The sequence below is a fragment of the Paenibacillus sp. FSL H8-0332 genome, from assembly GCF_037963835.1.
Lineage (GTDB): Bacteria > Bacillota > Bacilli > Paenibacillales > Paenibacillaceae > Paenibacillus_AQ > Paenibacillus_AQ rhizoplanae.
In genome coordinates, this window is sequence record NZ_CP150145.1 from 778,239 (window position 1) to 803,818 (window position 25,580).

At 53.6% G+C, this 25,580-nt stretch carries 25 protein-coding genes; 19 read left to right on the plus strand and 6 right to left on the minus strand.

Features of this window, described 5'->3' with window-relative positions:
• Positions 1-124 precede the first annotated feature (124 nt).
• Positions 125-583 (plus strand): Dps family protein, encoded by a 459-nt coding sequence (locus NST43_RS03320; RefSeq protein WP_209992100.1) that lies wholly within the window; start codon positions 125-127, stop codon positions 581-583.
• 152 nt (positions 584-735) lie between these two features.
• On the opposite strand, the gene NST43_RS03325 is transcribed toward NST43_RS03320, so the two are convergent.
• Positions 736-1,440 (minus strand): AIM24 family protein, encoded by a 705-nt coding sequence (locus tag NST43_RS03325; RefSeq protein WP_209992099.1) that lies wholly within the window; start codon positions 1,438-1,440, stop codon positions 736-738.
• 16 nt (positions 1,441-1,456) lie between these two features.
• A complete protein-coding gene (locus NST43_RS03330) occupies positions 1,457-1,945 on the minus strand; it encodes a hypothetical protein (RefSeq protein WP_209992098.1) in 489 nt (162 codons plus the stop codon).
• 221 nt (positions 1,946-2,166) lie between these two features.
• On the opposite strand from NST43_RS03330, the gene NST43_RS03335 reads away from it, so the two are divergent.
• The 14 genes from NST43_RS03335 (at position 2,167) to modB (ending at position 14,347) form a co-directional block, all read left to right on the plus strand.
• Positions 2,167-2,853: a M50 family metallopeptidase gene (locus tag NST43_RS03335; RefSeq protein WP_339222530.1), complete on the plus strand. Its 687-nt coding sequence runs from the start codon at positions 2,167-2,169 to the stop codon at positions 2,851-2,853.
• Between the two features lie 185 nt (positions 2,854-3,038).
• Positions 3,039-3,722 carry a hypothetical protein gene (locus NST43_RS03340; RefSeq protein ID WP_209992096.1) on the plus strand — a complete coding sequence of 228 codons (684 nt, stop codon included), beginning with the start codon at positions 3,039-3,041 and terminating at the stop codon, positions 3,720-3,722.
• A 229-nt stretch (positions 3,723-3,951) separates the two neighbouring features.
• A complete protein-coding gene (locus NST43_RS03345; RefSeq protein WP_209992095.1) occupies positions 3,952-4,917 on the plus strand; it encodes a WYL domain-containing protein in 966 nt (321 codons plus the stop codon).
• A 257-nt stretch (positions 4,918-5,174) separates the two neighbouring features.
• Entirely contained in the window at positions 5,175-6,164 is a 990-nt protein-coding gene (locus tag NST43_RS03350) for an ABC transporter ATP-binding protein (protein ID WP_339222533.1), read from the plus strand.
• A complete protein-coding gene (locus NST43_RS03355) occupies positions 6,161-7,162 on the plus strand; it encodes a dipeptide ABC transporter ATP-binding protein (RefSeq protein ID WP_339222534.1) in 1,002 nt (333 codons plus the stop codon). Before NST43_RS03350 ends, NST43_RS03355 begins: the two co-directional genes overlap by 4 nt.
• A gap of 67 nt (positions 7,163-7,229) precedes the next feature.
• Positions 7,230-8,897, plus strand: a complete 1,668-nt coding sequence (locus tag NST43_RS03360) for an ABC transporter substrate-binding protein (protein ID WP_339222536.1) — start codon at positions 7,230-7,232, stop codon at positions 8,895-8,897.
• Positions 8,898-8,922: 25 nt separating this feature from the next.
• Positions 8,923-9,927 (plus strand): ABC transporter permease, encoded by a 1,005-nt coding sequence (locus NST43_RS03365; protein ID WP_209992092.1) that lies wholly within the window; start codon positions 8,923-8,925, stop codon positions 9,925-9,927.
• 12 nt (positions 9,928-9,939) lie between these two features.
• A complete protein-coding gene (gene nikC / locus NST43_RS03370) occupies positions 9,940-10,833 on the plus strand; it encodes a nickel transporter permease (RefSeq protein ID WP_339222538.1) in 894 nt (297 codons plus the stop codon).
• A 191-nt stretch (positions 10,834-11,024) separates the two neighbouring features.
• On the plus strand, positions 11,025-11,579 hold the full coding sequence (locus tag NST43_RS03375; protein WP_339222539.1) for an RNA polymerase sigma factor: 555 nt from the start codon (positions 11,025-11,027) through the stop codon (positions 11,577-11,579).
• 1 nt (position 11,580) lies between these two features.
• Complete coding sequence (locus NST43_RS03380) at positions 11,581-11,883, plus strand: hypothetical protein (RefSeq protein ID WP_339222541.1); 303 nt, start codon at positions 11,581-11,583, stop codon at positions 11,881-11,883.
• Positions 11,880-12,257, plus strand: coding sequence for a PLDc N-terminal domain-containing protein (locus NST43_RS03385; RefSeq protein ID WP_339222542.1), 378 nt, complete (start codon positions 11,880-11,882; stop codon positions 12,255-12,257). The genes NST43_RS03380 and NST43_RS03385 overlap by 4 nt, the downstream gene beginning before the upstream one ends.
• Positions 12,258-12,276: 19 nt before the next feature.
• Entirely contained in the window at positions 12,277-12,657 is a 381-nt protein-coding gene (locus tag NST43_RS03390) for a hypothetical protein (protein ID WP_339222543.1), read from the plus strand.
• Positions 12,658-12,911: 254 nt separating this feature from the next.
• Positions 12,912-13,655 carry a molybdate ABC transporter substrate-binding protein gene (gene modA / locus NST43_RS03395; protein ID WP_339225326.1) on the plus strand — a complete coding sequence of 248 codons (744 nt, stop codon included), beginning with the start codon at positions 12,912-12,914 and terminating at the stop codon, positions 13,653-13,655.
• A 29-nt stretch (positions 13,656-13,684) separates the two neighbouring features.
• Positions 13,685-14,347, plus strand: a complete 663-nt coding sequence (gene modB, locus NST43_RS03400) for a molybdate ABC transporter permease subunit (RefSeq protein ID WP_339222544.1) — start codon at positions 13,685-13,687, stop codon at positions 14,345-14,347.
• Positions 14,348-14,363: 16 nt separating this feature from the next.
• On the opposite strand, the gene NST43_RS03405 is transcribed toward modB, so the two are convergent.
• Both NST43_RS03405 and NST43_RS03410 read right to left on the minus strand, forming a co-directional pair.
• Positions 14,364-15,980, minus strand: coding sequence for a helix-turn-helix domain-containing protein (locus tag NST43_RS03405; RefSeq protein ID WP_339222545.1), 1,617 nt, complete (start codon positions 15,978-15,980; stop codon positions 14,364-14,366).
• Positions 15,967-17,772, minus strand: a complete 1,806-nt coding sequence (locus tag NST43_RS03410) for a histidine kinase (RefSeq protein WP_339222546.1) — start codon at positions 17,770-17,772, stop codon at positions 15,967-15,969. The genes NST43_RS03405 and NST43_RS03410 overlap by 14 nt, the downstream gene beginning before the upstream one ends.
• 223 nt (positions 17,773-17,995) lie before the next feature.
• Between NST43_RS03410 and NST43_RS03415 the strand changes: the two genes are divergently transcribed.
• From NST43_RS03415 to NST43_RS03430, 4 genes are all read left to right on the plus strand, one after another.
• On the plus strand, positions 17,996-19,567 hold the full coding sequence (locus NST43_RS03415) for an extracellular solute-binding protein (RefSeq protein WP_339222548.1): 1,572 nt from the start codon (positions 17,996-17,998) through the stop codon (positions 19,565-19,567).
• A gap of 75 nt (positions 19,568-19,642) precedes the next feature.
• Entirely contained in the window at positions 19,643-20,551 is a 909-nt protein-coding gene (locus NST43_RS03420; RefSeq protein WP_209992081.1) for an ABC transporter permease subunit, read from the plus strand.
• A gap of 24 nt (positions 20,552-20,575) precedes the next feature.
• Positions 20,576-21,445: a carbohydrate ABC transporter permease gene (locus tag NST43_RS03425; RefSeq protein ID WP_036693658.1), complete on the plus strand. Its 870-nt coding sequence runs from the start codon at positions 20,576-20,578 to the stop codon at positions 21,443-21,445.
• A gap of 35 nt (positions 21,446-21,480) precedes the next feature.
• Positions 21,481-23,700, plus strand: coding sequence for an alginate lyase family protein (locus tag NST43_RS03430; protein WP_339222550.1), 2,220 nt, complete (start codon positions 21,481-21,483; stop codon positions 23,698-23,700).
• A gap of 48 nt (positions 23,701-23,748) precedes the next feature.
• Here the strand turns inward: NST43_RS03430 and NST43_RS03435 are convergent, their stop codons facing one another.
• On the minus strand, positions 23,749-24,552 hold the full coding sequence (locus NST43_RS03435) for a hypothetical protein (RefSeq protein ID WP_339222551.1): 804 nt from the start codon (positions 24,550-24,552) through the stop codon (positions 23,749-23,751).
• A complete protein-coding gene (locus tag NST43_RS03440; RefSeq protein WP_339222553.1) occupies positions 24,537-25,538 on the minus strand; it encodes an iron-siderophore ABC transporter substrate-binding protein in 1,002 nt (333 codons plus the stop codon). The genes NST43_RS03435 and NST43_RS03440 overlap by 16 nt, the downstream gene beginning before the upstream one ends.
• Positions 25,539-25,580 lie beyond the last annotated feature (42 nt).

Below are 25,580 nucleotides of genomic sequence, written 5' to 3' on the forward strand. Positions count from 1 at the left end.
GCAGTATATCAAGGCTGTACGGCATTAGATTGCAATACAGCGAAAAGTATGTTAAATTGTATGTAGATTTAGAACGAGTCTAAATACAATGAAAAAGAAATACACACTCCGGGAGGTTATTTGAATGAGTACACAAGTTAACAGCCACACAGCACTGTATGCTGCCCTGAATCGTCAGACCGCGAACTGGACTTTGCTTGGAGTGAAGCTGCATCACTACCACTGGTATGTCAGTGGAACTCAATTCTTCACGCTGCATGAGAAATTCGAAGAGCTGTACAACGAAGCTGCGGGTTATGTGGATGAGCTGGCTGAGCGGCTGCTCGCTATCGGCGGACGCCCTGCTTCTACTATGGCAGAGTACCTGAAGCTCTCCAGCCTGAAGGAAGCTGCCGGCGGTGAGAGTGCGAAGGAAATGGTTGCACAGCTGGTTCAAGATTTCACTGCCGTAGCTGAAGAGCTGAAGCAGGGCATCACTTACGCAGAGGAGGCCAGCGACCAGCCTACCGCTGATTTGCTGACCGGAATCCGGACAAGTGTAGAGAAGACATCCTGGATGCTGAACGCTTACCTGGAAATATAAGAATGTATAGGTTTCACGCTATACATTATCCTTCTATTTCTCGCTGAAACGGTACCGTCCTTTAAAAGGACGGCAAAGCCGTTTCCACTTGCGTAATTCCGGCATAGGACATATAGAAGAGCGCCCGCGTTATACCTGCGGGCGCTCTTTGTTTACTTAATAAATACCCCGCCGAAGGGCAGGGCTTCCCGCAAGAAGCGCTTGATAATGCCGTCTTCATTATTGTCGCGCTCGAAGCGTCTGCTCTGGCGTCCGGCCTGGAACAGCACAGGCCCGTGGCCGGTCATCTTCCAGTGATAGCTCATATGCTGGCTGGCGAGATGGTTGCCATAGACCGTCAGCTCAAGCTTGGCATTCTCAGGATAAGCGATAATACTGCCGGCATCCACGTACAACGGATCGAAGGGATGCAGCTCGGCTTCGCAGACCGTGCCCTCCGTCAGAATGCCAATGCTGCCGCGGCCGGAGAATTTGACCTTGACGATATCCCGGGTAATCAGCATATTCTTCATGCTAAGCACTCTCGTCTGCATGGAGACACCCTTGCTGTAGAAGAAGAGATGCCTGAAATCGTAGAGCAGATCACTTTTGCTGTCGAGCTGGATGGTCTTAACCCGGTAGCCCGGCGGCAGCGCAGCTGTGAACCGGCAAGGGCCGGTCAGATCCGCCCGGATCAGCTTGCGCTTGCGGTACATGCCCTTCACATCCATGAACCGGTCGGCCCGTCCCGCCGAAGGGCCCTGGTAGGCAATAATCTGCTGCGGATGCAGCACGTGAACCTCCTCGTTCTCCTGAACGGTAAAAGCAACCGCCTGTCCGCTGCCGCTGTCGCCTTCATCCTGAATGTCAATATTCATTCTTCATTCATCCTCCTTAACGCAGCCGGTCACTTCTTCTGGAACGGTGGCGCATCGTGAAGCGCAGCACCCGGATCAGCAGGAAGTAGCCCAGTAGAAGAGCAATCCCGGCGATGACCGTCACCTTGATCCGGTTGAAGTAGTTCTCTCTCGCTGTCCGGTCATTCTTCAGCTCGTCCACGACCTGGCTAAGCTGTCGGTTCTGCTCCTGCAAGGCAGCATTCTGGGACTGATACGTCTGCATCTGCTGCAGGCTGTCCGTCAGCTGGTCCTTGGCTTCACCGAGATCCTCCTTCGTCTGCTGAAGCTCTTCTGCAGTCTTCTGGTAACTCTCCTGCAGCTTGGTGACTTCTCCGGGAAGCTCCGAGAAGCTCTGTATTCCATTGTATATATCATTCAGATAATTGGCCTTGGCCTCGGGGGCAGGCCAAGTGAGAGTAAGGCCAAGCATAAGCAGGGATGAACCCAGCAGCTTCAGCAGCACTCCTGTTACCCGTCTTTTCATTAACTGATCACCACCTGTTAGAGCTAATTGTCTTCTCATTTTATCATAGCTGCTTGCCGTTTGAACAACCTTGGCGGCTGTAGGCATAATTACCCTTCATGCGCATGGAGAGAACCATATGGGTAATACAGCATTTAGGCAGCGCGGGTTTCTATAATTTCTATCATATTGAGTGTCGCTGGAAATTAACGTATACTGTGAACGGAAAGGGGCTGTACCCAATGAATAGATGGCTCAAAACACTGTTGTTCCTGGCAGGCTCCGCCCTGATGACCCGGTTTATTCCGTTCTCCTCCTTATTCCGTAATCTGGATACGATGTTCCATGAGTTCGGCCATGCCCTGATGACCCTGCTGCTCTCCGGCAACGTGCTGCGCATTGAGCTGTACTCCGATCACAGCGGTGTGACCTATTCGGCGATTGCTGCCGGAGGCAAGGCGATCCTGGTGTCGCTGGCGGGTTATCCTCTGGCTTCACTGTTCGCGTTGCTGCTCTTCTATTTCTATAGTAGAGATAAGCGGGAATGGGGGCTTGTTCTGGCCAGCCTGGTTGCGCTGATTATGCTTGTCCTGTACGTGCGGGGCGGCTTCGGAATGATTTGGCTGAGCGGCTTCATTCTGCTGAATGCTGCGATGCTGTTTCTTTGGCCGAAGGTCAGCAAGGTGTACTATTTATTTCTTGCGTTCCTGACCCTGGAGGAGTCCGTGATGGGGACCCTATTCCTGGTCTATGCTTCCGTCGTGACACCTTCCCGTGCAGGGGATGCGGCGAATCTGTCCAGATTGACCATTTTACCGGCCCCCGTGTGGTCACTGCTGTTCTTCCTCTTTGCACTGCTATGTGCAACCTGGGCCCTTGGACTGTTTTTCCGGCACGAGCAGGCGGGCAGACGGGCCAGAAGGCTATAATGCATGACTTTGTTCGTCATATTTTGACAAAAGAATAGGCTTTCGTAAAGAGGCAATTACCTTTTGGGGTAGGTTGGCTCTTTTTTTGTCGATATTATAGGACCGAACATACATTCCATGACAAGGAGTTGTCCGCCAATATTGGTACATTAATAGAAGACCCAAAATAAGAAAGAGGTGGAAATATGCAAGCAAGTATTCAGACGTTGTTTACATGGAGTCAGGAGCGTATTTTGGCAGGCGGTGCAAAGAAAGTGGTTCTGCTCGTGGAGTGGAAAGGAGTATCGCAAAATGAGGATTTCCGCAAGAAGAGCCGTAAGGTTGTAGCCCGGGATATTGAGCTGCGTATTTGGCTGGAAAGTCATGTCAAGGTAACAGGATGTTACGGCTGTAGTGCAGAAGAAGGAGAGGGGCGGTCACTGCTCCTGAAGCTTGGCAAAATCCATTCCGGGCAGCGCAGGTATATCGCCCTGGAATTCATGATGGCGGGTATGCCTGCAGGCATACATGAAGCCCTCTGGCTGCAGTGGCAGTACAAGCAGCCTACGGTGGAGCGTATCCGCGAGCTGCCGCTCAAGAAGCTGGGAATCGAATATTCCCATCATACCGACCTGCTGGGAGCCCGCTGCTGCTTCCATGTGGAGAAGCATCTGGCGCTGCTGCAGACAGAGGCGCTAATCGCGGAAGCCCAGGGGGCCCGGATGACAAACAAGCCGGAAGTGCCCACGGAGATGCTTCGCAGGCAGGCGGATCAGCTGCTCCTGATGGCTGCCCGCTCTGGGGATACGCAGCTGCTCAGAGAAGCGGAAGCGCTGTATAAAAGACTGGAGGTTGACAATCTGCCGTGGACCAGGACAGGAATGAGATAATTACAGGAAAGCTGCGTAGATAGAATAGAAAACCCATACATATGGCTCAAATATTGAGTCTCACCCGGCGGAGCAGATAACGAAATGCGTAATATAAATGTGGTAATATAGTAAAATAGTTCTATTATATTTTCTTATCTCGGTTATTACATCCTTGGTTATAGATATATATAACTAGTTTATTTAAAAATAATGGGTCTATTTTACCATAAGTCAAGGAGAACTGAATATGACAGACCGATTAATCCGGCTGATGCGCATCATTACGCTAGTTCAGGCCAAACCGGGAATTTTGGCCCGTGAGCTGGCGGAACGATGCGGCAACAGCGAGAGAACGATTTATCGGGATATGGATGCGCTCAGTGCCATGCATATCCCCATTACTCATATGGGACACGGCAAGGGGTATGCTTTTATCGGGAATTTCGCGCTCTACCCCTTGAATTGGTCAGAAAAGGAAGAAGAGGCTTTTTCACAGTTGCGCAGTATTATGCCGGAGATCAAACCTTTACTGCCCCCGAGCTTTGAAGATGCGTATGAGAAAGTGATGGCGGCAGATTATAAGCAAAAGGCAGAAAGGGAAGAAACAATGGAACCTATGAAAAAGGAAGCCGGACAGAACTGGACGGAAAAAAACAGATCTCAGGGAGATCAGCCCTTCTTTCTAACCGACATTCTGGATGCCGTAATGAAGCAGAGAAGCATACAGGCCGACTATAGTGAGAATGCCTATGAAGAAAAAGGTATCCGGATTGATCCCTATTGCCTGGTCCCGCTAGAGAATCGTTTTCACCTGATTGGTTTCTGTCACCGCTTCGGAATTATCCGCACGTTTCATATTAACGGCTTCTCGAGTGTGAATCCGCTGGACAGGTGGTTCTCCAAAGATCAATTCGACTTACAAGCCTTCATGGAGCAGAAGTGGTCCCTGGAACAGGATAGCCTGCAGGTTGAGTTCAGAGTCAAATTCTCGCAGCGGATGATGGAACGGCTGAAGCAGGAGGAGATGTTTGTGAAGCCGAGCAGGGTGGACCGCCAGAACCGCAGCCTGCATTTCAAGGTCGCTGTGGAACAGGATATCGGCTTCGTCCATTGGATTATGAGGTACAAGGAAGAGGCTGAGATTATGGAGCCGCCGTATTACCGGGATGTGCTGAGACATCAGCTGGAGAAGTGGCTGTCGCTGTACAAATAACGACATGTTATTTTTCCTAGAATTTCATGCTCTGTAGTATTCATATAAAATTCATAGGGTTAGTTATTTGCACAAATTTCCCTTGCCTAGATAGGATATCCATAGTAATGTTATACAATAAATAACATTAATATGTATTTAAAGTCAATTACTTTACTTATTATGTTAGGTATTGGCTAATATATCTAACTTTTTAAATAGTTTTCTGACCAGGCATTTGACCTTCGTTCAATTTTTAATAGAAGAGAGGGAGAGACTTGATCCAGCCGATTCTGAGCATTGAAAACCTGCATACCCACTTTTTTACCGACCGCGGTGAGGTTCCTGCAGTAGATGGTGTCGATCTCTACATTAATCCGGGCGAGGTTCTGGGTGTGGTGGGGGAATCGGGCTGCGGCAAGAGTGTCACCTCCCTGTCTATCCTGAAGCTGGTCCCAAGCCCCCCAGGGAGAATTGTAGACGGACGCATCCTGCTGAAGGGCCGCGATATCGTCCCGCTGAAGGAGAAGGAGATGCGCAAGATCCGGGGGGATTCGGTCTCGATGATCTTCCAGGAGCCGATGACCTCGCTGAATCCCTTATTCACCGTTGGACAGCAGATTATGGAGACGGTACGCCTGCACCGCAGCCTCTCCAGGAAGGAAGCCCGGGAGCATGCGGTCGATATGCTGCGCAAGGTCGGAATTCCCCGGCCGGAAGCGATCGTAGACGAGTACCCACATCAGCTATCGGGAGGCATGCGCCAGCGCGTCATGATTGCCATGTCGATCTCCTGCAGCCCCGAGCTGCTGATTGCCGATGAGCCGACAACCGCACTCGATGTAACGATTCAGGCCCAGATTCTGGAGCTGATCCGCCAGCTGAATGAGGAACAGGGTACTGCCGTCATGCTGATTACCCATGATCTTGGCGTGGTTGCCGAGATGTGTCACCGTGTGGCTGTTATGTATGCCGGCAAGGTGGTGGAGGAGGGCAGTGTCCGTGATATTTTCAAAAATCCGCTGCATCCGTATACGAGAGGTCTGATTGCCTCCGTCCCCCGGATGGATGAAGCCAAGGAACGTCTCTATTCCATTCCGGGCAATGTGCCGATTCTCAGCACAGATATGCAGGGCTGCCGGTTCGCACCGCGCTGTCCTGAGGTCATGGAGCTCTGCATGCAGAGCCTTCCGGTGCTGACACGGCAAGAGGAACAGCACAGCTGCAGATGCTGGCTGCATGACAGTCCACAGGAGGATGCGGTATGAGTGAGAGCCTGCTTGAGGTCAAGGGACTCCGGAAGTATTATCCGCTGAACAAGGGCTTCTTCAGCCGGGCTCACGGCAGTGTGAAGGCTGTGGATGATATCTCCTTCACTGTGGACAAGGGCGAGACCTTCGGTCTGGTAGGGGAGAGCGGCTGCGGCAAATCCACCACCGGCCGTGCGTTACTCCGGCTGATTGAGCCGACAGCGGGCGAGATCTGGTTCGAGGGGGAGGAGCTCACGAAGCTGTCTGCGGAAGATATGCGGCGCCGCCGCCGGGAGATGCAGATTGTCTTCCAGGACCCGTTCTCCTCGCTGGACCCGCGCCATACTGTGCAGCGTATTCTTGAAGAGCCGATGACTGTACACGGCACCGGCGATGCCCGGCAGCGCAAGGCAGAGGTGGAGCGGCTGGCGGATGTGGTCGGATTGTCCAGGGCGCATCTGCAGCGTTATCCTCACCAGTTCTCCGGCGGACAACGCCAGCGCATCGGCATTGCCAGAGCACTGGCACTCCATCCGAAGCTGATTATCGCGGATGAGCCTGTCTCTGCGCTGGATGTGTCGATCCAGTCCCAGGTGATTAACCTGATGCAGGATTTGCAGCGGGAATTCGGCTTAACTTACATATTTATCGCCCATGATCTCAGTGTGGTGAAGCATATCTGCGACCGGGTAGCGGTGATGTACCTGGGGCGGATTGTCGAAATTACGGACAAGCATAAGCTCTATGCCCGGCCGCAGCATCCCTACACCCAGGCTCTGCTGTCTGCGGTTCCTGAACCTGATCCCGATATCCGCAAGGAGCGGATCATTCTGCAGGGAGAGGTACCGAGTCCGGCCAATGCGCCAGTCGGATGTGCATTTAACACGCGTTGTCCGCGCGTGATGGAGCAGTGCCGGGTGATCCGACCTCCGCTGATAGAGACAGAAGCCGGACACTTCACAGCCTGTCATCTCTATGATGGAATATCTCGTACACAGAAGAACCTTGGTTTATAGCAGTGCTACTTGCACCGCTCTATATAAACACTTTGCTATTTCAATGAAAGAAGGGAGCTTTCTGGAGATGAACAAATGGGGTAATCTCGCATTGGTACTCATGCTTGGCGCGGGACTCGCGCTCAGCGGCTGCGGCGGAGGGAACAACACAGGCAACACGGGAAATACCGGAGGGAATACGGCGGCAACAAATTCTCCGGCAAGCCTACCTGAGACTTCCGGGACATCACAGGATACCCTGATTCTGGGGCGCGGGGGCGACTCGGCTTCCCTGGACCCGGCGATTGTGACGGATGGGGAGTCGCTGAAGATTGCACATCAGGTCTTCGATTCGCTGCTCGAATATAAGCCGGGCACCTCTGAAGTCCAGGCCTCACTTGCCGATAGCTGGGAAGTAACGCCGGACGGGCTGAGCTACACCTTCAAGCTGCATCCCGGCGTGAAGTTTCACGACGGAACTGATTTCAACGCCGAAGCGGTCGTGTTCAATTTCCAGCGCTGGAGTGATCCGGCCAGTGAATACAAATTCGAAGGCGATTCTTTCGACTACTATGACTCCATGTTCGGTCCGGACGGGTCACGGGTGATCAAGGAAGTGAAGGCGGTGGATGAGTCCACAGTTCAATTTGTACTGAACCAGCCGCAGGCGCCGTTCCTGCAGAATATCGCCATGACCACCTTCGGGATTGCCAGTCCTGCTGCGGTCAAGGAGAAGAAGGAGAATTTCAAGAATGAGCCGGTAGGGACAGGTCCGTTCGTGTTCAAGGAGTGGAAGCGCAATGATTCCATCACGCTGGACAAGAATACCGCCTACTGGAAAGAAGGGCTTCCCAAGCTGAATAAGGTCATCGTGCGCTCGATCCCGGACAATTCGGCCCGCTTCACGGCGCTGCAAAACGGGGAAATCGACCTGATGGAAGACCTCAGCCCGGATGACTTGTCTACGCTGGAGAGCAGCAGCGCTCTGTCCAAGATTGAGCGTCCGCCGTTCAATGTGGCGTACCTCGGCTTCAACTTCAAGAAGAAGCCGTTCGACAATGTGAAGGTAAGACAGGCGCTCAGCTATGCGGTCAACAAGCAGGAGATTATCGATGCCTTCTTCGCCGGTCAGGCCCAGGCAGCGGTCAATCCGATGCCGCCTTCCTTGTGGGGCTATAACGACAGCGTGAAGGATTATGAGTATGATCTGGACAAAGCCAAAGCAATGCTGGCCGAAGCGGGCTATCCTGATGGACTGCCTGATCCGGTAACCCTGTACGCGATGCCTGTATCCCGCCCTTATATGCCTGACGGCAAGAAGGTTGCCGAAGCGATTCAAGCGGAATGGGAGAAGATCGGAGTCAAGACCGTGATTGAGTCCCCGGAATGGGCTACTTATCTCGATGACACCAAGGCCGGGGAGAAGGATGATATCTTCATGCTCGGCTGGACCGGCGACAACGGCGACCCGGACAACTTCCTGTATACCCTGCTGGACAAGGATGCCATTCCCGGCAATAACCGTGCCTTTTATGTGAATGAAGAATTGCATACGCTCCTGACCGGTGCCCAAAAGGAGACGGACCAGGACAAGCGCTCCGAGCTGTACAAGCAGGCTCAGGAGATTATCAAAGCTGATGCGCCGTGGATTCCGCTGGTTCATACCACACCGCTGCTGGCCGGCAAGGCCAATCTGAAGGGCTTCGTTCCCGGACCGACAGGTACAGAGTATTACAGTGAGATTTATTTTGAATAAATACACCTTTGGAAGGTGAACGGAATTGAACTCTTACCTCATAAAACGTGTGATGGTGCTGTTCCCGGTGCTGATCGGCATGACCCTGATCGTCTTCTCCATCATCCATGCCATTCCGGGTGATCCGGCCGAGACAATTCTCGGCCAGAAGGCGACGGAGCAATCCAAGCAGGCGCTGCGTAACCAGCTTGGCCTCGACAAGCCCTGGCTGCAGCAATATTTTAACTACATGGGCGATTTGGTCCAGGGGGACCTGGGCACTTCGATCCGTACCAAAACGCCGATTGCCAAAGAAATCATGCCGTATCTGGCCGCTACGCTGGAGCTGACGGCTGCCAGTATGCTGTTCGCAACCTTCGTCGGAGTGAACGCCGGTATCCTCAGCGCCTGGAGGCAGAACTCCTGGTTCGATTACACGGCCATGATCATCGCGCTCATTGGGGTATCGATGCCGATCTTCTGGCTGGGGCTGATGGAGCAGCTGCTCTTCGCGCTGAAGCTGCATTGGCTGCCGTCCATCGGCAGGATGGACCAGCGCAATCCGGTGGAGACCCTAACCAACCTGTACGTGCTGGATACGATTCTGGCCGGGCGGTGGGATCAGCTGTGGACGGTCATTAAGCATCTCATTCTGCCGAGTATTGCGCTTGGCACGATTCCGATGGCGATCATTGCCCGAATGACCCGCTCCAGTATGCTGGAGGTGATGAATTCCGATTACATCCGTACAGCCAAGGCCAAGGGTATGTCGCAGTTCCTCGTGGTCTATAAGCATGCACTGAAGAATGCACTGATTCCGGTGCTGACGGTAATCGGTCTGCAGACGGGGGCGCTGCTCGGAGGGGCGGTGCTGACCGAGACCATTTTTGCCTGGCCCGGGGTAGGGCGTTATATCTTTGAAGCGATCAGCTCGCGGGACTATCCGGTGATCCAGACGGGGATTCTGATTATTGCTTTTATCTTTGTGGTTATCAATCTGCTGGTGGATCTGCTGTATGCCGCTATCGATCCGCGCATCAATTACAAGTGAGGGGGAGCAGCTATGGGACAGGCAGCACTAAAGGCTTCACCTCCTAAGGCTCCGGCGGATCAAGCCTCCGGCCCCTGGCGCGATGCGTGGAAGGCCTTCCGCAAGAACAAGACGGCTATGGCCGGGCTTGGCATTATCCTGTTCTTTGTACTGATTGCGCTGCTCGCGCCGTGGATTGCCCCGTATGATTTCAAGGCCCAGCAACTGGTGAACCGCTTGAAGCCGCCGTCGGCGGAGCATTGGTTCGGTACGGATGATCTGGGGCGGGATCTGTTCACCCGGGTGATCTACGGGGCGCGGATTTCACTCTGGGTAGGATTTTTCTCCGTAATCGGCTCGATCATTGTCGGCACCGCGCTGGGCATACTCGCCGGATACTACGGCAAATGGATGGACATGATCATCTCCCGTCTGTTTGACATTTTGCTGGCTTTTCCGAGTATTCTGCTGGCTATCGCTATTGTAGCTATTCTGGGACCTTCCTTGCAGAATGCGCTTTACGCGATTGCCATCGTCAACATTCCGACCTATGGCCGGCTGGTCCGGGCCAGGGTGCTGAGCCTGAAGTCCGAGGAGTACATCACGGCGGCCAGGGCCATCGGGATGAAAAACGGGCGGATTCTGTTCAGCCACATTCTGCCGAACAGCCTGACGCCGATCATTGTTCAAGGCACCCTCGGCATCGCGACAGCCATCATTGAAGCTGCTGCCCTGGGTTTCCTTGGACTTGGCGCTCAGCCGCCGGACCCGGAGTGGGGCAAGATGCTCTCCGATTCCCGGCAGTTTATCCAGAAGGCCCCTTGGACCGTAGTCTTTCCAGGCCTGTCCATCATGCTGACCGTCCTGGGCTTCAACCTGATGGGCGACGGCCTGCGGGATGTACTGGACCCGCGGATGAAGAACTGAATCTGAATAAAAGGTATTAGCAAGGGCTGTCCCCAAGCCATATTAATGGCTGCTTGGGACAGCTCTTTATTTTGAGGGAAGGTTACCGTTCTGTGAACAGAAACCCCAACTTTTTCTAAAATAACCTTGTGAATTTTCGAACAATATCCAAAACACTTCGTAATGTAGGTTGAAAGGGTGGCGGGGAACAGATGATGACCGACAAACAGCTCGTTGAAGGATGCAAGTCCGGTCAACAAGAGCATCTTGAGCTTCTCATTGTCAGGTATAGGGATGATTTATACCGGTTCTGCCGCCATCTTACCTTGAACCGGCAGGATGCGGAGGATTTGTTCCAGGAGGTATGGGTACGCGTGCTCCGCAAGCTGGAGAAGTATGATGCGGAGCGTCCCTTTAAGCCTTGGCTTTTCCAGGTGGCATTCAACATGTACCGTGACCACTACCGGAAGTGGAAAAGCGTATATGCCCTCTGGACCTGGTTGTCCTCGGATTCGGAGCTTATTCAAATTAGAGACCCGGCTTCGCTGGCAGAAGAGGATCTGCTGCGGCATGAGGAGCACCGGTTCCTGGAGGAATGCCTGCGCAGTCTGCCCAAACGTTATCTTGCTCCTCTCGTGCTGTATTACTATGAGGAGTTCAGCTATGAGGGCATTGCGGAGGTGCTGGGAGTGCCCCTCGGAACCGTCAAATCCCGGTTAAACCAAGGCAAGAGGCTGCTGCACACTTTAATGAAGGAGATGAACTAAAATGAAGGAGCCCAGAGACGAAGACAGGCTGCTGGCGGAATATTTCAAGCTGCCTGTTACGTCATCCCCAGAGCTTGTCTCTAATACGATTCAGCGGATACAAGGGCGCAGGACAATGGGCACACTTTCCATTTTAATGGCCCTGCAATGGCTGGTATTCATGGTGCTGGCACTGTCTTTCCTGGCTGGTCCGGCTGCTCTACAGTGGAAGATTAGTATGGGGCTGCTGTTCATCCTGTCTCCAATGATCGCCGGAACGTTACTATTGTACCGAACTATGGGAGGCAGGGGGAGGGTCTTATGAGAGTTCACTTCACCGTTGAGAAGTTCGTTTTTGGGGGGATGACGGCAATCGTTCTGGCCAGCTGCATTGCGCTGGGATACAGTATAAGTCCGTATATGGGCGATTTTGTGGAGGAGAATCTGACCTGGCTTATTGTGATGAGTCTGCTGGCCCTGCTGTTCCTGAGCCTCAATGTGCTAATTGCGGTATTCATTTACAAGGATGCCTCGCGGCGGCGGATGAATGCCTGGCTGTGGGTGACTGCGGTCATCTATATTCCCAATTTCGTCGGTCTGATCCTTTATCTCCTGGCGAGAAAACAGCACCACATTCACGCTGCATCTGATGCAGGCAATCAGGATATTCGTTGTCCGCACTGCGGCCATCTAATCTAAACAGGGGAGGGTTAAGAATATGAACAAGAAATGGATAATAATGGGAATCTTAATCATCATGGCGTCGGTGCTGCTGGCTTCCTGCGACAAGAAAATAATGTACGTCGGGTCCAGCACGAAGAGCAAAATGAGCGGCTCCTACAAGTTTTTTACGGGCACAGAGGAGAAGAAGCTGAGCATGAAAAGCGGCGAAACGCTCAGCATCGATTACAAATCCAAGGTGGAAGAGGGCCAGTTGTCCATGAAGTTATATGGGCCGGATAATCAGGTGCTTACTGAACTGGGAACCAATAAATCCGGTACTGAGAAGGTGCAAGCCGATAAGGACGGGAAATACCGGATTGAGATCAAGGGTGAAGATACCAAGGGAAGCTTCAAGGTTGCCTTCAAGGTCGAATAACAGGAACTGGTGAGAAGATTATTGCGAATAGCCTTAGAACAGGCCTCTTCCCTATACATAGGGTGGGGTTTTTTGTTGTGCGGACGAGGGTAATCCCTGATTTTAATACTAATTATATCTAAACATATACAAACATAATCAAATACATTGTATAATTCGATTTAACTTGCTAGAATATGATCAAAATAAAGAATAGTAATTGGGAGGTATGGAGTGTGCTGAAGAAGGGGTTGGCGGGTTTATTGGTGCTGCTTATGGTGGCGGGAGTGTCGGCGGGTTCAGCAGGAGATGTGGAGGCGGCTGTGAAGAAGACGGAGATTATTGTCTCCGCAGCAGCGAGTCTGCAGGATAGTCTGGACAAGATCGCGGTGCAGTATGAGAAGCAGCATCCTGAGATTAAGCTGGTGTTCAATTACGGCGCCTCCGGTACGCTGCAGAAGCAGATTGAGCAGGGGGCACCGGCCGACTTGTTTTTCTCGGCAGGCGATAAGCAGATGAACGCGCTGGTGGATAAAGGGCTGATCGCGGACCACAAGGCGCTGCTGAAGAATCAATTGGTCCTCGTAGTGCCTTCCGATTCGAACACGAAGCTTACAACCATTACTGACCTTACCGCTCCAGCCTTCAAAAAAGTAGCCGTAGGCCAACCGGAATCGGTTCCGGCCGGACAATACGCCCAGCAGTCCTTGACCGCGAAAAAAGTATGGGATACGCTGCAAAGCAAGCTGGTCTTCGCCAAGGATGTCCGTCAGGTGCTGTCTTATGTGGAGACAGGCAATGCAGATGCCGGGTTCGTCTACAAGACGGACGCGTTAACCTCGAAGAAGGTGAAAATCGCCCTGACGGTGGGCGGCCATGTACACAAGGCGATTAACTATCCGGTGGGCATTGTTAAGGATTCGAAGCATCCGGCGGAGGCCAAAGCGTTCTACAGCTATGTACAGACAACTGCTGCCAGCTCCGTCCTCACCGGTTACGGCTTTCAATTGGCGAAATAAGTAACTTCTATTAGATAGGGTGAAAAGAGATGGAGATCAATTGGACCGACTTTTTCGCCCCGGTCTGGCTGTCCATCAAGATTGCGGTATTAACCAGTGTGATCGTGTTCCTGCTGGCCACGCTGGCTGCCCGGAAGATGGCGGGACGCCGGTTCTTCGGACACAGCCTGGTCGAAACGGTCCTGCTGCTGCCGCTGGTGCTGCCGCCGACCGTGGTCGGCTTCGTCCTACTGGTCTTCCTCGGGCGGCGCAGCTGGATCGGCAGGCTGTATGAACAGTTCACAGAGCAGACGATCCTGTTCACCTGGGGAGCAGCGGTGATTGCCGCAGTCGTGGTAGCTTTTCCGCTGGTCTACCGCACGGTCAAGGCAGGCTTCGAGGGGGTAGAGAAGGACCTTGAGGATGCAGCGCGGGCGCAGGGAGCCAGCGAGCTTCAGGTGCTGCGTTATGTCACCCTCCCGCTGGCCAGCCGTTCGCTGGCTGCCGGATATGTCCTCGGCTTCGCCCGCGGACTGGGCGAGTTCGGGGCAACGATTATGGTGGCGGGCAATATTCCGGGACGAACCCAGACCGTGCCCACCGCGATCTATGTAGCAGTGGACGGAGGCAATATGACGCTGGCCTGGATGTGGGTCGGCTCGATCATTATCATCTCCGCACTTATGCTGATGTTCGTGAACCGCCGTACCTGACGGCTTATAATCCAATTTATATGCTTTGAGTCCCCTGCCGGCGGTAATCGGAGGGGGAGACGCCAGTCTCCTTCTTGAAGATCCGGTTGAAGGACCGGTAATTCTCGAAGCCGATGGATTCGGAGATTTCAAAGGTTTTGTGGTCGGTGGTGAGCAGCAACAGCTTGGCTTGTTCGATCCGCAGGCGGGTCAGGTATTGGACAAAGCTCTCGCCGACGGCCTTCTTGAACATGGAGCTGAAGTAGGGCACGCTGTAATTGATCGAAGCAGCCAGCTCCTCCAGCTTGTAGGGATAGCTGAGATCTTCACGCATCTGTTGAATGATACGTGTGATGGAGGCGTCGATCTTGCGGCCGCCCTCCTGCAACTGCTGAAGCTTGCGGAAATAATCGCAGGTGATCTCATGTACAGAGTTGAATGTCTGACACAGCTCGATTTGTACACGCAGCTCCGCTTCGAGGTCCGCACCGCCTTCTGCCCCAATTACGTTATGGCTCATATCCAGGAAGACTCGCAGGTACAGGGACTTGATCTGCTCCGGGTCCCATGCTTGCTCCATGGCCTGACGGTGCAGGGACAGCCGCTCCTGCTCCAGAGCCGCCGTGCTGAGATGCGGCTCCAGCAGCGCTTTCTTCAGCACCTTGCTCCAGAAGCGGCTCTGCGGCTCGGGAATCCGCTGAAAGCTGGAGAGCTGCCCCCACTCCCGGATACCGATAAGCTCATTGCAGCGGTAAAAGAACGGATACGGCGCCGAAGCCAGCCGCTTCAGCGCCTCCGGCCGGTCCTCCAGTCCCTGTTCGAAGCTGCACAGCAGGGCGATGCAGCTCATCCGGAGATTCGCGGCCAGAGACTCCAGCACCTGCTCCAGAAAGCGGGGTCTCCCCTCCTTCAAGCTGTCAGTATACAGGGCAAGGAACCGCCCTTTGTCGAGGGCGATAACCTTATGCGGGCCTATACTGCCGAGCAGCTCCTTCAGCACGTTCACCCCGGCGAATTGCCACAGCTTCAGCTCCTCCAGCTGGTCGATCGGGAAGCGCAGGGAGTTGCGGTCCAGCTCCAGCAGCAGGGTCATGAAGCCCTGGCCGTGAAGCGGAAGCTGCGAGTCCGCAAGACTGCGAAGCCATTTGGCTTCAGCCGCCGGGCTGCGCAGCATGTCCAGGAACAGGCTCTGCTCGATCTCCACTTCGCTCAGGCGAACCTGCTGCTTCAGCTGCAGATAATTGTCTCTCGTCTCGTCGCGTGAATCCGCCAGAACAGCCAGCTCCTCCATCGTCCGGGTCAACAGGCCCGGATCGGAGAGGCAGTCATCCTTAAGCAGATAGGAGGCTGCCTTCAGATGAATGGCCTGCTGGGCATAGTGGAAGTCCTGATGGCAAGTCAGGATAATGATCTGCGGCGCACGGACCCCGCTCCGTTCAATCTCGCGCAGCATCTCCAGCCCGTTCATGCCCGGCATCGTAATGTCGGTAACAATCAGCTCAGGCTTATGCTTCAGGAACAGCTCCAGCCCGTCCCGGCCATCCTCGGCTTCGCCGACAAGGGTGAACAGGTCAGCGCGCTCCTCAATGAAATGCCGGAAGACGGTTCTTGCCGGAATCTCGTCCTCCACAAGGACAACTCTATAGTGATTCATGAGGTTCCTCCTTAATCAGAACGTTCCCGGACGGCAGCAGCATGCGGATCGTCAAGCCTTCGCCCGGAGCGCCTGTGAGCAGGATTTGTGTCTCCGCCCCGAACAGCAGCTTCATGCGCATCCATACATTTTGCAGCCCGATGTTCTCGGAAGACTCTTCCTGCTGGAGATGGAGCTGCAGCTTCCTCAGCTCAGCCTCTTCCAGACCGGTTCCGTCGTCCTCGACTTGTACAATAATATGGCTCCCTCCGGGGCTTCTGTATACCCGCACATTGATATGCCCTTCCGGTGCCTTCCGCGGGAGAATGCCGTGGAACACGGAGTTCTCAATCAGCGGCTGCAGACCCAGCTTCGGAATCATCATGCCACGCAGCGGCTCCTCGATCTCAGCCTCCAGATGAATCTGGCATTTGTAACGCATATTCAGCAGCCCGACATAATCCGCCAGATATTCAAGCTCCTGCTGAAGCTGTACCGTCTGCTCGAAATTCTCCATCGAATACCGCAGCAAGGCCACCAGCCGTCCCATCAGGGAGTTGATCTTCTCATAATCCTTCATCATGGCGAACATACGGATCGTATTGAGGGTATTGTACATGAAATGGGGGTTGATCTGCGATTGCAGCGCCCGGATCTCCAGCTTGCGCTTCAGATCCTCCGAATCATGCAGGTCTGCAAGCAGATCCTGTATGCGGACAGCCATTGTATTGAGCATCCGGCCCAGATCCCCGATCTCATTACTCTCGAAATGGGTGACCCGGGCGTCGAAATTCCCTTTTTTCAGAGCATCGACCTGCCGCTTCACAGCCTGTAGAGGCCGGTAGAGCTGATACCCGAAGCCGACCACACAGAGCGCCCCCAGACAGACCAGTATCAGCAGAAAATAAGTGACCGTCCGGCGGATGATCTCGGCGCTGGCGGTAAGCTCCTTGGACGGAATCTCCGAGAGTACGATCCACTTGTCGTAGGTGGAGGTCTGCTTGACAGAGACAATAGAGGAGCCTGCCGCGAACTGATCCGGGCGCTTCAGCTCCTTCCAGCGCTTCAGAATCTCCTGCACCCGCTGCGTATCCTCCTGCTTCTCGAGCTTGCTGGTCGTGGCAATGGTCAGGCCGTCTTCTGTCAGCAGGGAGATGGAGCCCTCGCTCCCAAGCTGAATATTCTCAATCTGCTGCTGGTATTGGCTGTTATTCATGGAGATCAGCAGCACGCCCTTCAGGTCCTTATATAAGTCGAAGGGAACGCGTGAGATATAATAGGTGGACGAATGAAGGATAGCAAGTTCAGGCAGGGAGTGCTTGTCCAGAAAAAGATTCGGCCGTCCCGAAGCCAGATACGCTTCAATCAGCGGCCCGTATGGAGACTCCTTCAGCATGGCCGGGGCTTCTGTGGAGGAGAGGACTTCTCCTGTAACGGCGGAATAGACCTGCAGACCCTCCACATTCCCGATGATGGCGGAGGCGCCGCTGAGCACGGAGATCAGATCCTTTTTGCGGACCACCTCTTCAAAATATTGAGCCGACGGCGACACCAGCGCACTCTGAATGGACGAGATCCGGGAGTACTGCTCGCTGAGTTCCCGCAGCCGGGTCATGGTTAATTCAATCCGGTCTACGACCTGATTGACGAGCTGGGCATTCAGGCGGTTCACCTGCTGCTCCACTGTCGTACTGGATACGCTTACAGAGATGAAGGACAGCACAATCAGCGGAATCACCGAGATGGCGAACATGACCACAATCATCTTAATATAGAAGCTCCGCCGCAAAAAGCTGAAAAAGGGTGAATTCATAGAGTCACATCCGTTAAGGGGTTTTGGACTACGGATACCGGGCAGGCTATCCTAAACAGATTATAGTACATTGGCGGACATGGAGATACCTGCGGACCGGCAAATCTTAAAAATGGTGACACTTTGGCTGGAATCCGGCATGTTCTTAAGCTCCGGCGTCTTCTATAATCCAAAGTGTAAGCACGATGTAAACGCAATCAATACAAGCAAATGGGGGATGACAATGAGTATCACAAGAAAGCTTGTACCGCTTGTAGCTTCAGCGGCATTGATGGTAACTGCACTGGCAGGCTGCGGCGGCGGTAACAATTCAGCAGCAGGCAGCACAGCGGCACCGGAAGGCAGTACACCAAGCGGTGCGGCCGGCAAGCCGGCCAGCATCAAGGCCATGACCATTCTTTTCGGTAATCCGCCGGAGATGACGAACAACAAGGCGCTGGAGGATCTGGAGAAGCGCGGCAATGTAGATCTGAACGTTACCTTCGTTCCATCCGAGGCCTATACGGATAAACTCTCTGTGGCAGTATCCGCCGGAGATTCCTATGACCTGCTGCTGATGGATGGCGGCAAGGACGATAAATTCAACAACCTGGTGAAAATGGGCGCTTTTCATGACCTGACGCCTTACCTTGCGAAGACCAAGAATATCAGCCAGATTGATGAAGTGGTCTGGAACGGTGCCAAGATTGACGGCAAATCCTACGGAATTCCCCGGCCTCGCGGTCTCTACGGCGGAGGTGAAGCCAATATTCTGATCCGCAAGGATTGGCTGGATAAATATAATCTGCCGGTTCCGAAGACCATGGATGAGCTGACGAATGCGCTTGCGGTGTTCAAGGAGAAGGACCCGGCGGGCGGCGGCAAAACCATTCCGTTCACGATCTACGGTTCAGACGGTGTGAACAGCCCCGGGCCTTTCTCGGGTGTCCTCCCGATCCAGTATGCCTTTGGCATTCCTAATGTGTGGAAGCTGGACGGAGACAACGTGGTCCGTGATTTCCAGACGCCTGAATACAAGGCATTCCTGGAGTGGCTGAGAGATTCCTGGAGTAAGGGCCTGATCGACAAGGATGCGCCGGTACTGAAGAACCAGGGGCAGGCGCGGAGTAAGTTCCTTGCGGGCACAGCGGGTGCTTTTGTCGGGAATGTCAGTGATATTGTAGAGACCAACGTAGAAAAGCTGAAGCAGACGGACCCGAAGGCCGAAATCGCGATTGTCGATGTGCTTGAAGGCGCGAACGGACAGAAGGGTGCTTCTGTACTTTCCGGGTACTACGGACTGTGGGCGGTTCCAAGCTCCGTGCCGGAGGATAAGGTGCAGCAGATTGTAGACTTCCTTGACTTCACGGCCTCTGAAGAGAATGTAGCGTTCTCCAAAGCGGGAGTCACCGGCATCCATTCCAGTGATTTCAAGAATGGGGTTGCGGTGCAGACCGAGGAGCAGAAGAAGCAGTATGAGCTGGATAAGCCGAACAATTTCATTTTGGAGAACCGTGCAGATCCATATGTGTATGCCAACTCTAAGGAGCCGGACATCCTGGCGCTGCAAAAGGCGACCCTGGATACGATCAGCAAGATCGGAGTGGAGAATCCGTTCCTCAGCTACAACTCACAGTATGCCAGCAAGAATCCGGACAGCTATAAGAAAATGAGTGCGGTAATGACGAAGTATGTGCTGGGCGAGGGAGCCTGGGAGGATGTGCAGAAGGAAATTGATACCTGGACGAAGGGTTCAGGCGAGCAGATCACCAAGGAACTGCTAGACCAGTATCACGCAGAGCATTCCACGAAGTAATACAACACAATACACAGAGGCAAAGGAGGGGGCTTTCCCCTTTCTTTTGCCCATTTGGATAAGGAGGTTTAGCCTGTGCAGAGAGCTTTACGACCCAAACGGTTTCATCAGCTATGGCCCTTTTATTTACTGGCAGCACCGGGTATTCTCTACTTTCTCACCTTTCATTACATCCCGATGACAGGACTCATTCTGGCCTTCAAGGAATACAGCCCGTTCAAGGGCATGATGGACAGTCCCTGGGTAGGGCTGGATAATTTCAGACAGTTTTTCGGAACCTCCGATTTCTATATGTTGCTGAAAAATACGCTGCTGATCAGTCTGCTGAATCTGATCATTTATTTTCCCTTTACCATCTTCCTGTCGCTGCTTCTGAATGAAGTACGGCTCAAGGTGTTCAAGCGTGTCTCGCAGACCATCGTATATCTGCCCCATTTTCTCTCCTGGGTCGTGATTTACGGGATTACGATTTCCTTCTTTGGGCCTTCGGGCGTCATTAACCATTACCTCGGCCAGTGGTTTGACGGCAACGCCAATTTCCTGGTCAGCAACGAATGGTTCCGGCCGCTGGTCATCTTCCAGTCGATCTGGAAGGATGCGGGCTGGGGCACGATTATCTTCCTGGCGGCACTGGCGGGGATTAACCCTGAGCAGTATGAAGCAGCCAAGGTGGATGGAGCAAGCCGACTGCAGAGCATCTGGCATATTACGCTCCCCGGCATCAAAGGGACCATCGTGATTCTGCTGCTGCTTCGTCTCGGATCCTCTATGGACTCCAACTTCATGCAGATCTTCCTGATGACCAATAGCCTTAACCTCGATGTTTCCAATGTGTTCGATCTGTTCGTCTACCATGTCGGTCTGGAGCAATTCAATTACAGCTTCGCGATTACCGTAGGCATGTTCAAATCCGTTGCCAGTCTGATCCTGGTCCTCGGAGCCAATTATGCGGCTAGGCTGCTTGGCGAGGAAGGCATATTCTAGAACAAGAACAGGAGTGGAGAGGTTATGAAGCTTAAGGCAACCTGGTTTGACACCATTATTGTAGTCATTATTTGCTTAATCAGCTTGCTGGTTATTCTGCCTTTTCTGTATATTATCGCGGTCTCGTTCAGTCCGCCGGGAGATTCGATGGCCGGGAATTTCTTCATCTGGCCTAAGCACTGGACACTGGACGCCTACAGCTATCTGCTGAATGCGAATACGTTCCTGACCTCCGTCAAGAACTCTGTCATTATCACGGCGATGGGCACGGTGCTCAGCCTGTTTGTCTCGATTACACTGGCTTATGCCCTGTCGAAGAAATTTCTGCCCGGACGCCGGATCATGCTGCTGGTTATTTTCTTCACGATGATCTTTCACGGAGGCATGATTCCGAACTATCTGGTCGTCAAAAATCTGGGCCTGATCGATTCCTACTGGGCAGTAGTGCTTCCGGCAGCCTCCAGTGCCTTCAATATCATGGTCATCCGCTCGTTCTTCCAGAGCCTGCCTGAGAGTCTGGACGAAGCGGCAAGAATCGACGGGGCGGGGGAATTCAGGATTCTCTACTCGATCGTGCTGCCGCTGTCCAAACCGATTATCGCCACCTTCACCCTGTTCTTCATGGTGCAGTTCTGGAACGAGTTCTTCTCGGCGGTCATCTACCTGAATGATACGACGCGCTGGCCGATTCAACCGCTCCTGCGGCAGATGGTAGCGATCAGCGCCTCCAATATCTCGGCAGAGGCGGCGGTGGATGCCTCGCTTGCAGCCAATCTTGGACCCAATGTCCAGAATGCGGCCATTCTGCTGGCGATGCTGCCTATAGTCATGGTGTACCCTTTCCTGCAAAAGTATTTTGCCAAGGGTGCCATGCTAGGTTCGATTAAGGAATAGACATTCAGGCGGAGAGATCCGCGAATATAAAGGTGATGATTGAATTGACTATGGGTTATAAGGACCTGCGGCACAATCCCGCATACACGAAGCCGCAGCTTTCTGCTGGAGAATTCTTAAGCACGATGCTGGATTTGAACAGACCGGAGCTTGCAGAGGTAGCTGCAAAGCTGGACTTAGGCGATGTCCCCGGAGCACAGGATGCTTATTTAGAAGTCATTGCAGCGGGTAACAACGGAAGATATTACTTTGAGGTGAAGGATGTTCCTGGGCTTACGGCGTACGCCGCCAGCCATTACAGCGGAGAGGAGGAGGCGCAGCAGGATATTGCCGAGGCGGACCGGATTGTGGAGGGGGATATTCCCCTGTTCAAAGGGAAAAGAGTGGTCTTCCGGCACGGAAGCTATGACTGGAACAGCTGGCTGTTCGACAGCTCGCAGTATCAGCTGCATCTGACCCGGTTCGTCTATGTGAAGCGCCTGTCCAGAGCCTATGCGCTGACCGGTGATGACAAATACGCCAAATGCTTCAATGATATGATCAGCCATTTCATTGACGATAACCCTATGCCGGTGGATGATACGTTCCGGGCGGAGCATTCAACCTGGGACCCCCTGTCGGCAGGTGTGCGGATGTTCATGCTGCCGGAAGCCTTCATTACCTTCTTCGGCTCCCCGGCCTTCGAGCCTGAGGTGAAGCTGAAGCTGATTCAGTCCTTCCAGCAGCATGGGGAATATGTCCGCAAATACCATGCCAGCGGCGGCAACCATGTCTGCATGCAGCTCCGGGGGCTGACTCAGACGGCGCTGCTTCTGCCGGAGCTGAAGGATTCTGCTGCGTGGCTGGAATACGCCGGACGTAAGCTGCCGGGATACATCCTTGAGAACGTCTACCCCGACGGGGTACAGTTCGAAGGCAGCCCGAATTACCACCTGATCGTCATGCGCGAGCTGTATGAACTGGTGGTTCTGTACCAGAAGCTCGGCATCGATGCCGGAGAATACCAGGAGACGCTGGAGAAAATGTATGTCGTCACGATGCATCTGCTGGCACCGGACGGGCAGCTGGTCAAGTTCGGCGATACCGATGTTCAGGTGCTCAGCGAGCTGCGCAATGTCATGAGCCTGGGCGCTTATCTGTATCAGCGGGGGGACTTCAAAGCGCTCGGGCATGAGCGGCTGCCGTTCTCTCTGCTGTGGAGAGTGGGGCCGGAGGCTGCAACGGAGTATGATAAGCTGAAGGCCGTGGAGCCTGCGGAGACGGCAGCCTGCTTCCCGGCAGGCGGATATGTGACCTCGCGCCAGGGCTGGAGCCGCAGTGATATGTACATGGCGATGCGTGCAGGTGTCGGGATCGGCGGGCATGCGCATTCCGATGCGCTCAGTCTGGTGCTCTACGCCGGAGGACGCGAGCTGCTGGCGGATTCGGGTATGGGCTTGTTCGAGTGGAACAAGGAACGTAAATATACAGTCTCGACCCGGGCCCATAACACTGTAGTTATCGACGGGCAGGACCAGCATGTCCGCAGCTTCCACTGGAATACGCCGCCTACGGCGAGCTGCAGAATCTGGGATACAGAGTTCAATGAAGCCTATGATTATGCCTTTGCGAGCCAGTACGGGTATACCCGGTACGAAGATCCGGTGGTTCACTCCCGCAAGGTGCTGTTCGTCAAGAACAGCTATTGGCTGATCGTGGACCTGTTCGAAGCAGAAGGCCAGCACCGTTATGAGCAGTACTTCCACCTGCCGCCGGGTGCAGCGGCCTACGATTCTCTCAGCGGGGAAGTGGTCTCGCAGCTGGAGGGAGCCAATCTGCTGCTGAAGCCGCTGCCCTCCGGGCTGGCGGAGGACCAGCTGACGCTGGAGCAGGGACTGATCTTCAAGCAGGGCCACTACAGCGGGAATCCGGTAATGAAACGTTCCCTTACCTTGACTGGGAGTGCGGCGATCGTAACCCTGGCCGTTCCCTTCGGCGCAGCGAAGCCGCAGGTGCATGCAGAACGGCTGCCTGTCCGGCAACATGGGGAATTGCTCTCGGTGCAGGAGGCAACTGCGCTGCGTATCGTGATGGAGGATCGGGTGGATGACATCTGCCTTTACCATAAGAGTGTCGATGTCACCAGCTACCTTGACCATACCGGCAATATTATCTCCGAGGCGCTGCTGCCCCACAAGACGGAGCCGGAAGGCATCGCGTTTGCCGGAGGCAGCTATAACCGGGATGTTATTGTTAATATTGGTCTTAGAGAATAGCAGAACAGAACTAAGCAACGCCCATCCTGAAGCGGGGATGGGCGTTGCTTAGTTGTCAAATATATTCCATCTCTCTTCCGGTGATAGCTTGGGGCAAGTGCTGCAATACTCTCCGGCATCAGGCCCAATCCTGATCCGGTAGGCCAGGCAGCAATGCTTGCGCAGATAGAAGGGACGGCCTTGCAGCTTCGGATGCTCAACCTTGCGGAACCGCATGGATAATTCATCCGGCTTCTCCGGCTGAAGCAGGGTAGTATAATCCTGGCCGATGATCCGGCCCCGGTCCTCAAAGTCCCAGAGTTCCTTGTCCGTATGCAGCCGTCCATACAGGTTATGCAAATTATGCGCAATCAGCGACCACATGACTTTCTCCTTGGCTCCCGTATACTCTGATACAGCCTGGAGCACCTGCCGTAAATGTGCCAGCAGGTGCTCCATATAATCGGAAAGGCAGGCTTGGCGTACTTCCGAAGGATTAACAGGCAATTTGTCCGTGGCTGTCGTCTCCGCTTCATAATGCATCATTCCTGCATCCGTTAGCCGGAACCGTAAAGCACCGGGCAGCAGAGAGAGCGGGGTATCGAAGAGAGTGATGGAGGCGGCCAGTCCCATGATCAACACCGAGTACCTTTTGGCAAACAAAGTTCCGACCACAAGACCTGCCGGTTCCCCAAGCTGAACCGATTGCTGGCCGATAATGAGCGGTAGCCGCGCTTCATCCAATAGATCTTCTGTACTGAACGGAAAAGAATTACTCCGGTTCTCCGTGACCGTCAAGGCAAAATGCTGCTGCATGAAATCTTGTATCGACTGACTCCCAAAAGGTTCAACGCCGCTCATGGCTCCATCCATGCGTTTATTTCATCAATAATCTCACCCCGGCCGATAACTCCCCAGCCCTTGAAGAGCCAAAAGGAATCGGTCTCATGAACCCTTCCTTCCTGTACGGCGGGAATGTTCTTCCAGAGTGCGCTCTTCTGCATATTGCCCAAAAAATCCCGGGCATTCGGGTCCGTCTCGAGGACGATAATGTCTGCCCCAAGCTCCGGCGTTTTCTCCAGAGATAAATCCGCTCTTTGCTCTTCCGGCGTAAGTGCTGCAGGCTCAAATCCGAGATCCTGGTAGAGCAAAGCATTGGTCGGATGACCTTTTTGTGCATACACTTGGAGCGCCTTCTCGCGTACACGGAGATAGGCAAGTTTTTTGTTGTCCAGCGCTTTGATTTTCTCGCTGGCCTGGACCGTTTTCTGTTCCAGTTCAGCAATTTTTTCCTTCGCCAGGTCCGTCTTGTCATACATCTCCGCAATGGTTAGCAGATCCTTGGTCCAAAAGGAAGTATCGTCGCCATAATCAAGCCATTCATTTCCAAGAACGATGGTAGGAGCGATTTTGTTCAGTTGCTCATACTTATTCTCGGCCGTCCGGCTCTCAATAAGAATCACATCCGGATCAAGCAAGGTAATGGCCTCAAGGTTGGGATTATCCGCCGAACCTACAGTTTGTACCCCCTGCAGCTTGTCAGCCAGATAGGGAAGATACTCTCCTCCGTACCGGACCTCGGTGTTCACACCGGAGGGCTTCTCTCCGATAGTCAACAGATGATCTATGTACTCTGCCGCGAGAACAACGACCTTTTCGATTTTGGACGGAATCACGGCTTCTCCCTTAAGATGGGTAATTGTGCGTGTGCCCGGTTCCGCAGCCGCCTGATCCTTGGTTTGGGAAGCGGAGGGACTCTGCTCTCCGGAAGCCGGTTGTCCCGCTCTATTGCTGCAAGCGGCCAGTATCAGCAGCAGAACGGCAAGGAGCAGGATATGGATGGATTTCTTTCTATTCATGGGTTTCTATTCTCCTTTGTGCGATAGATAATAATAATCATT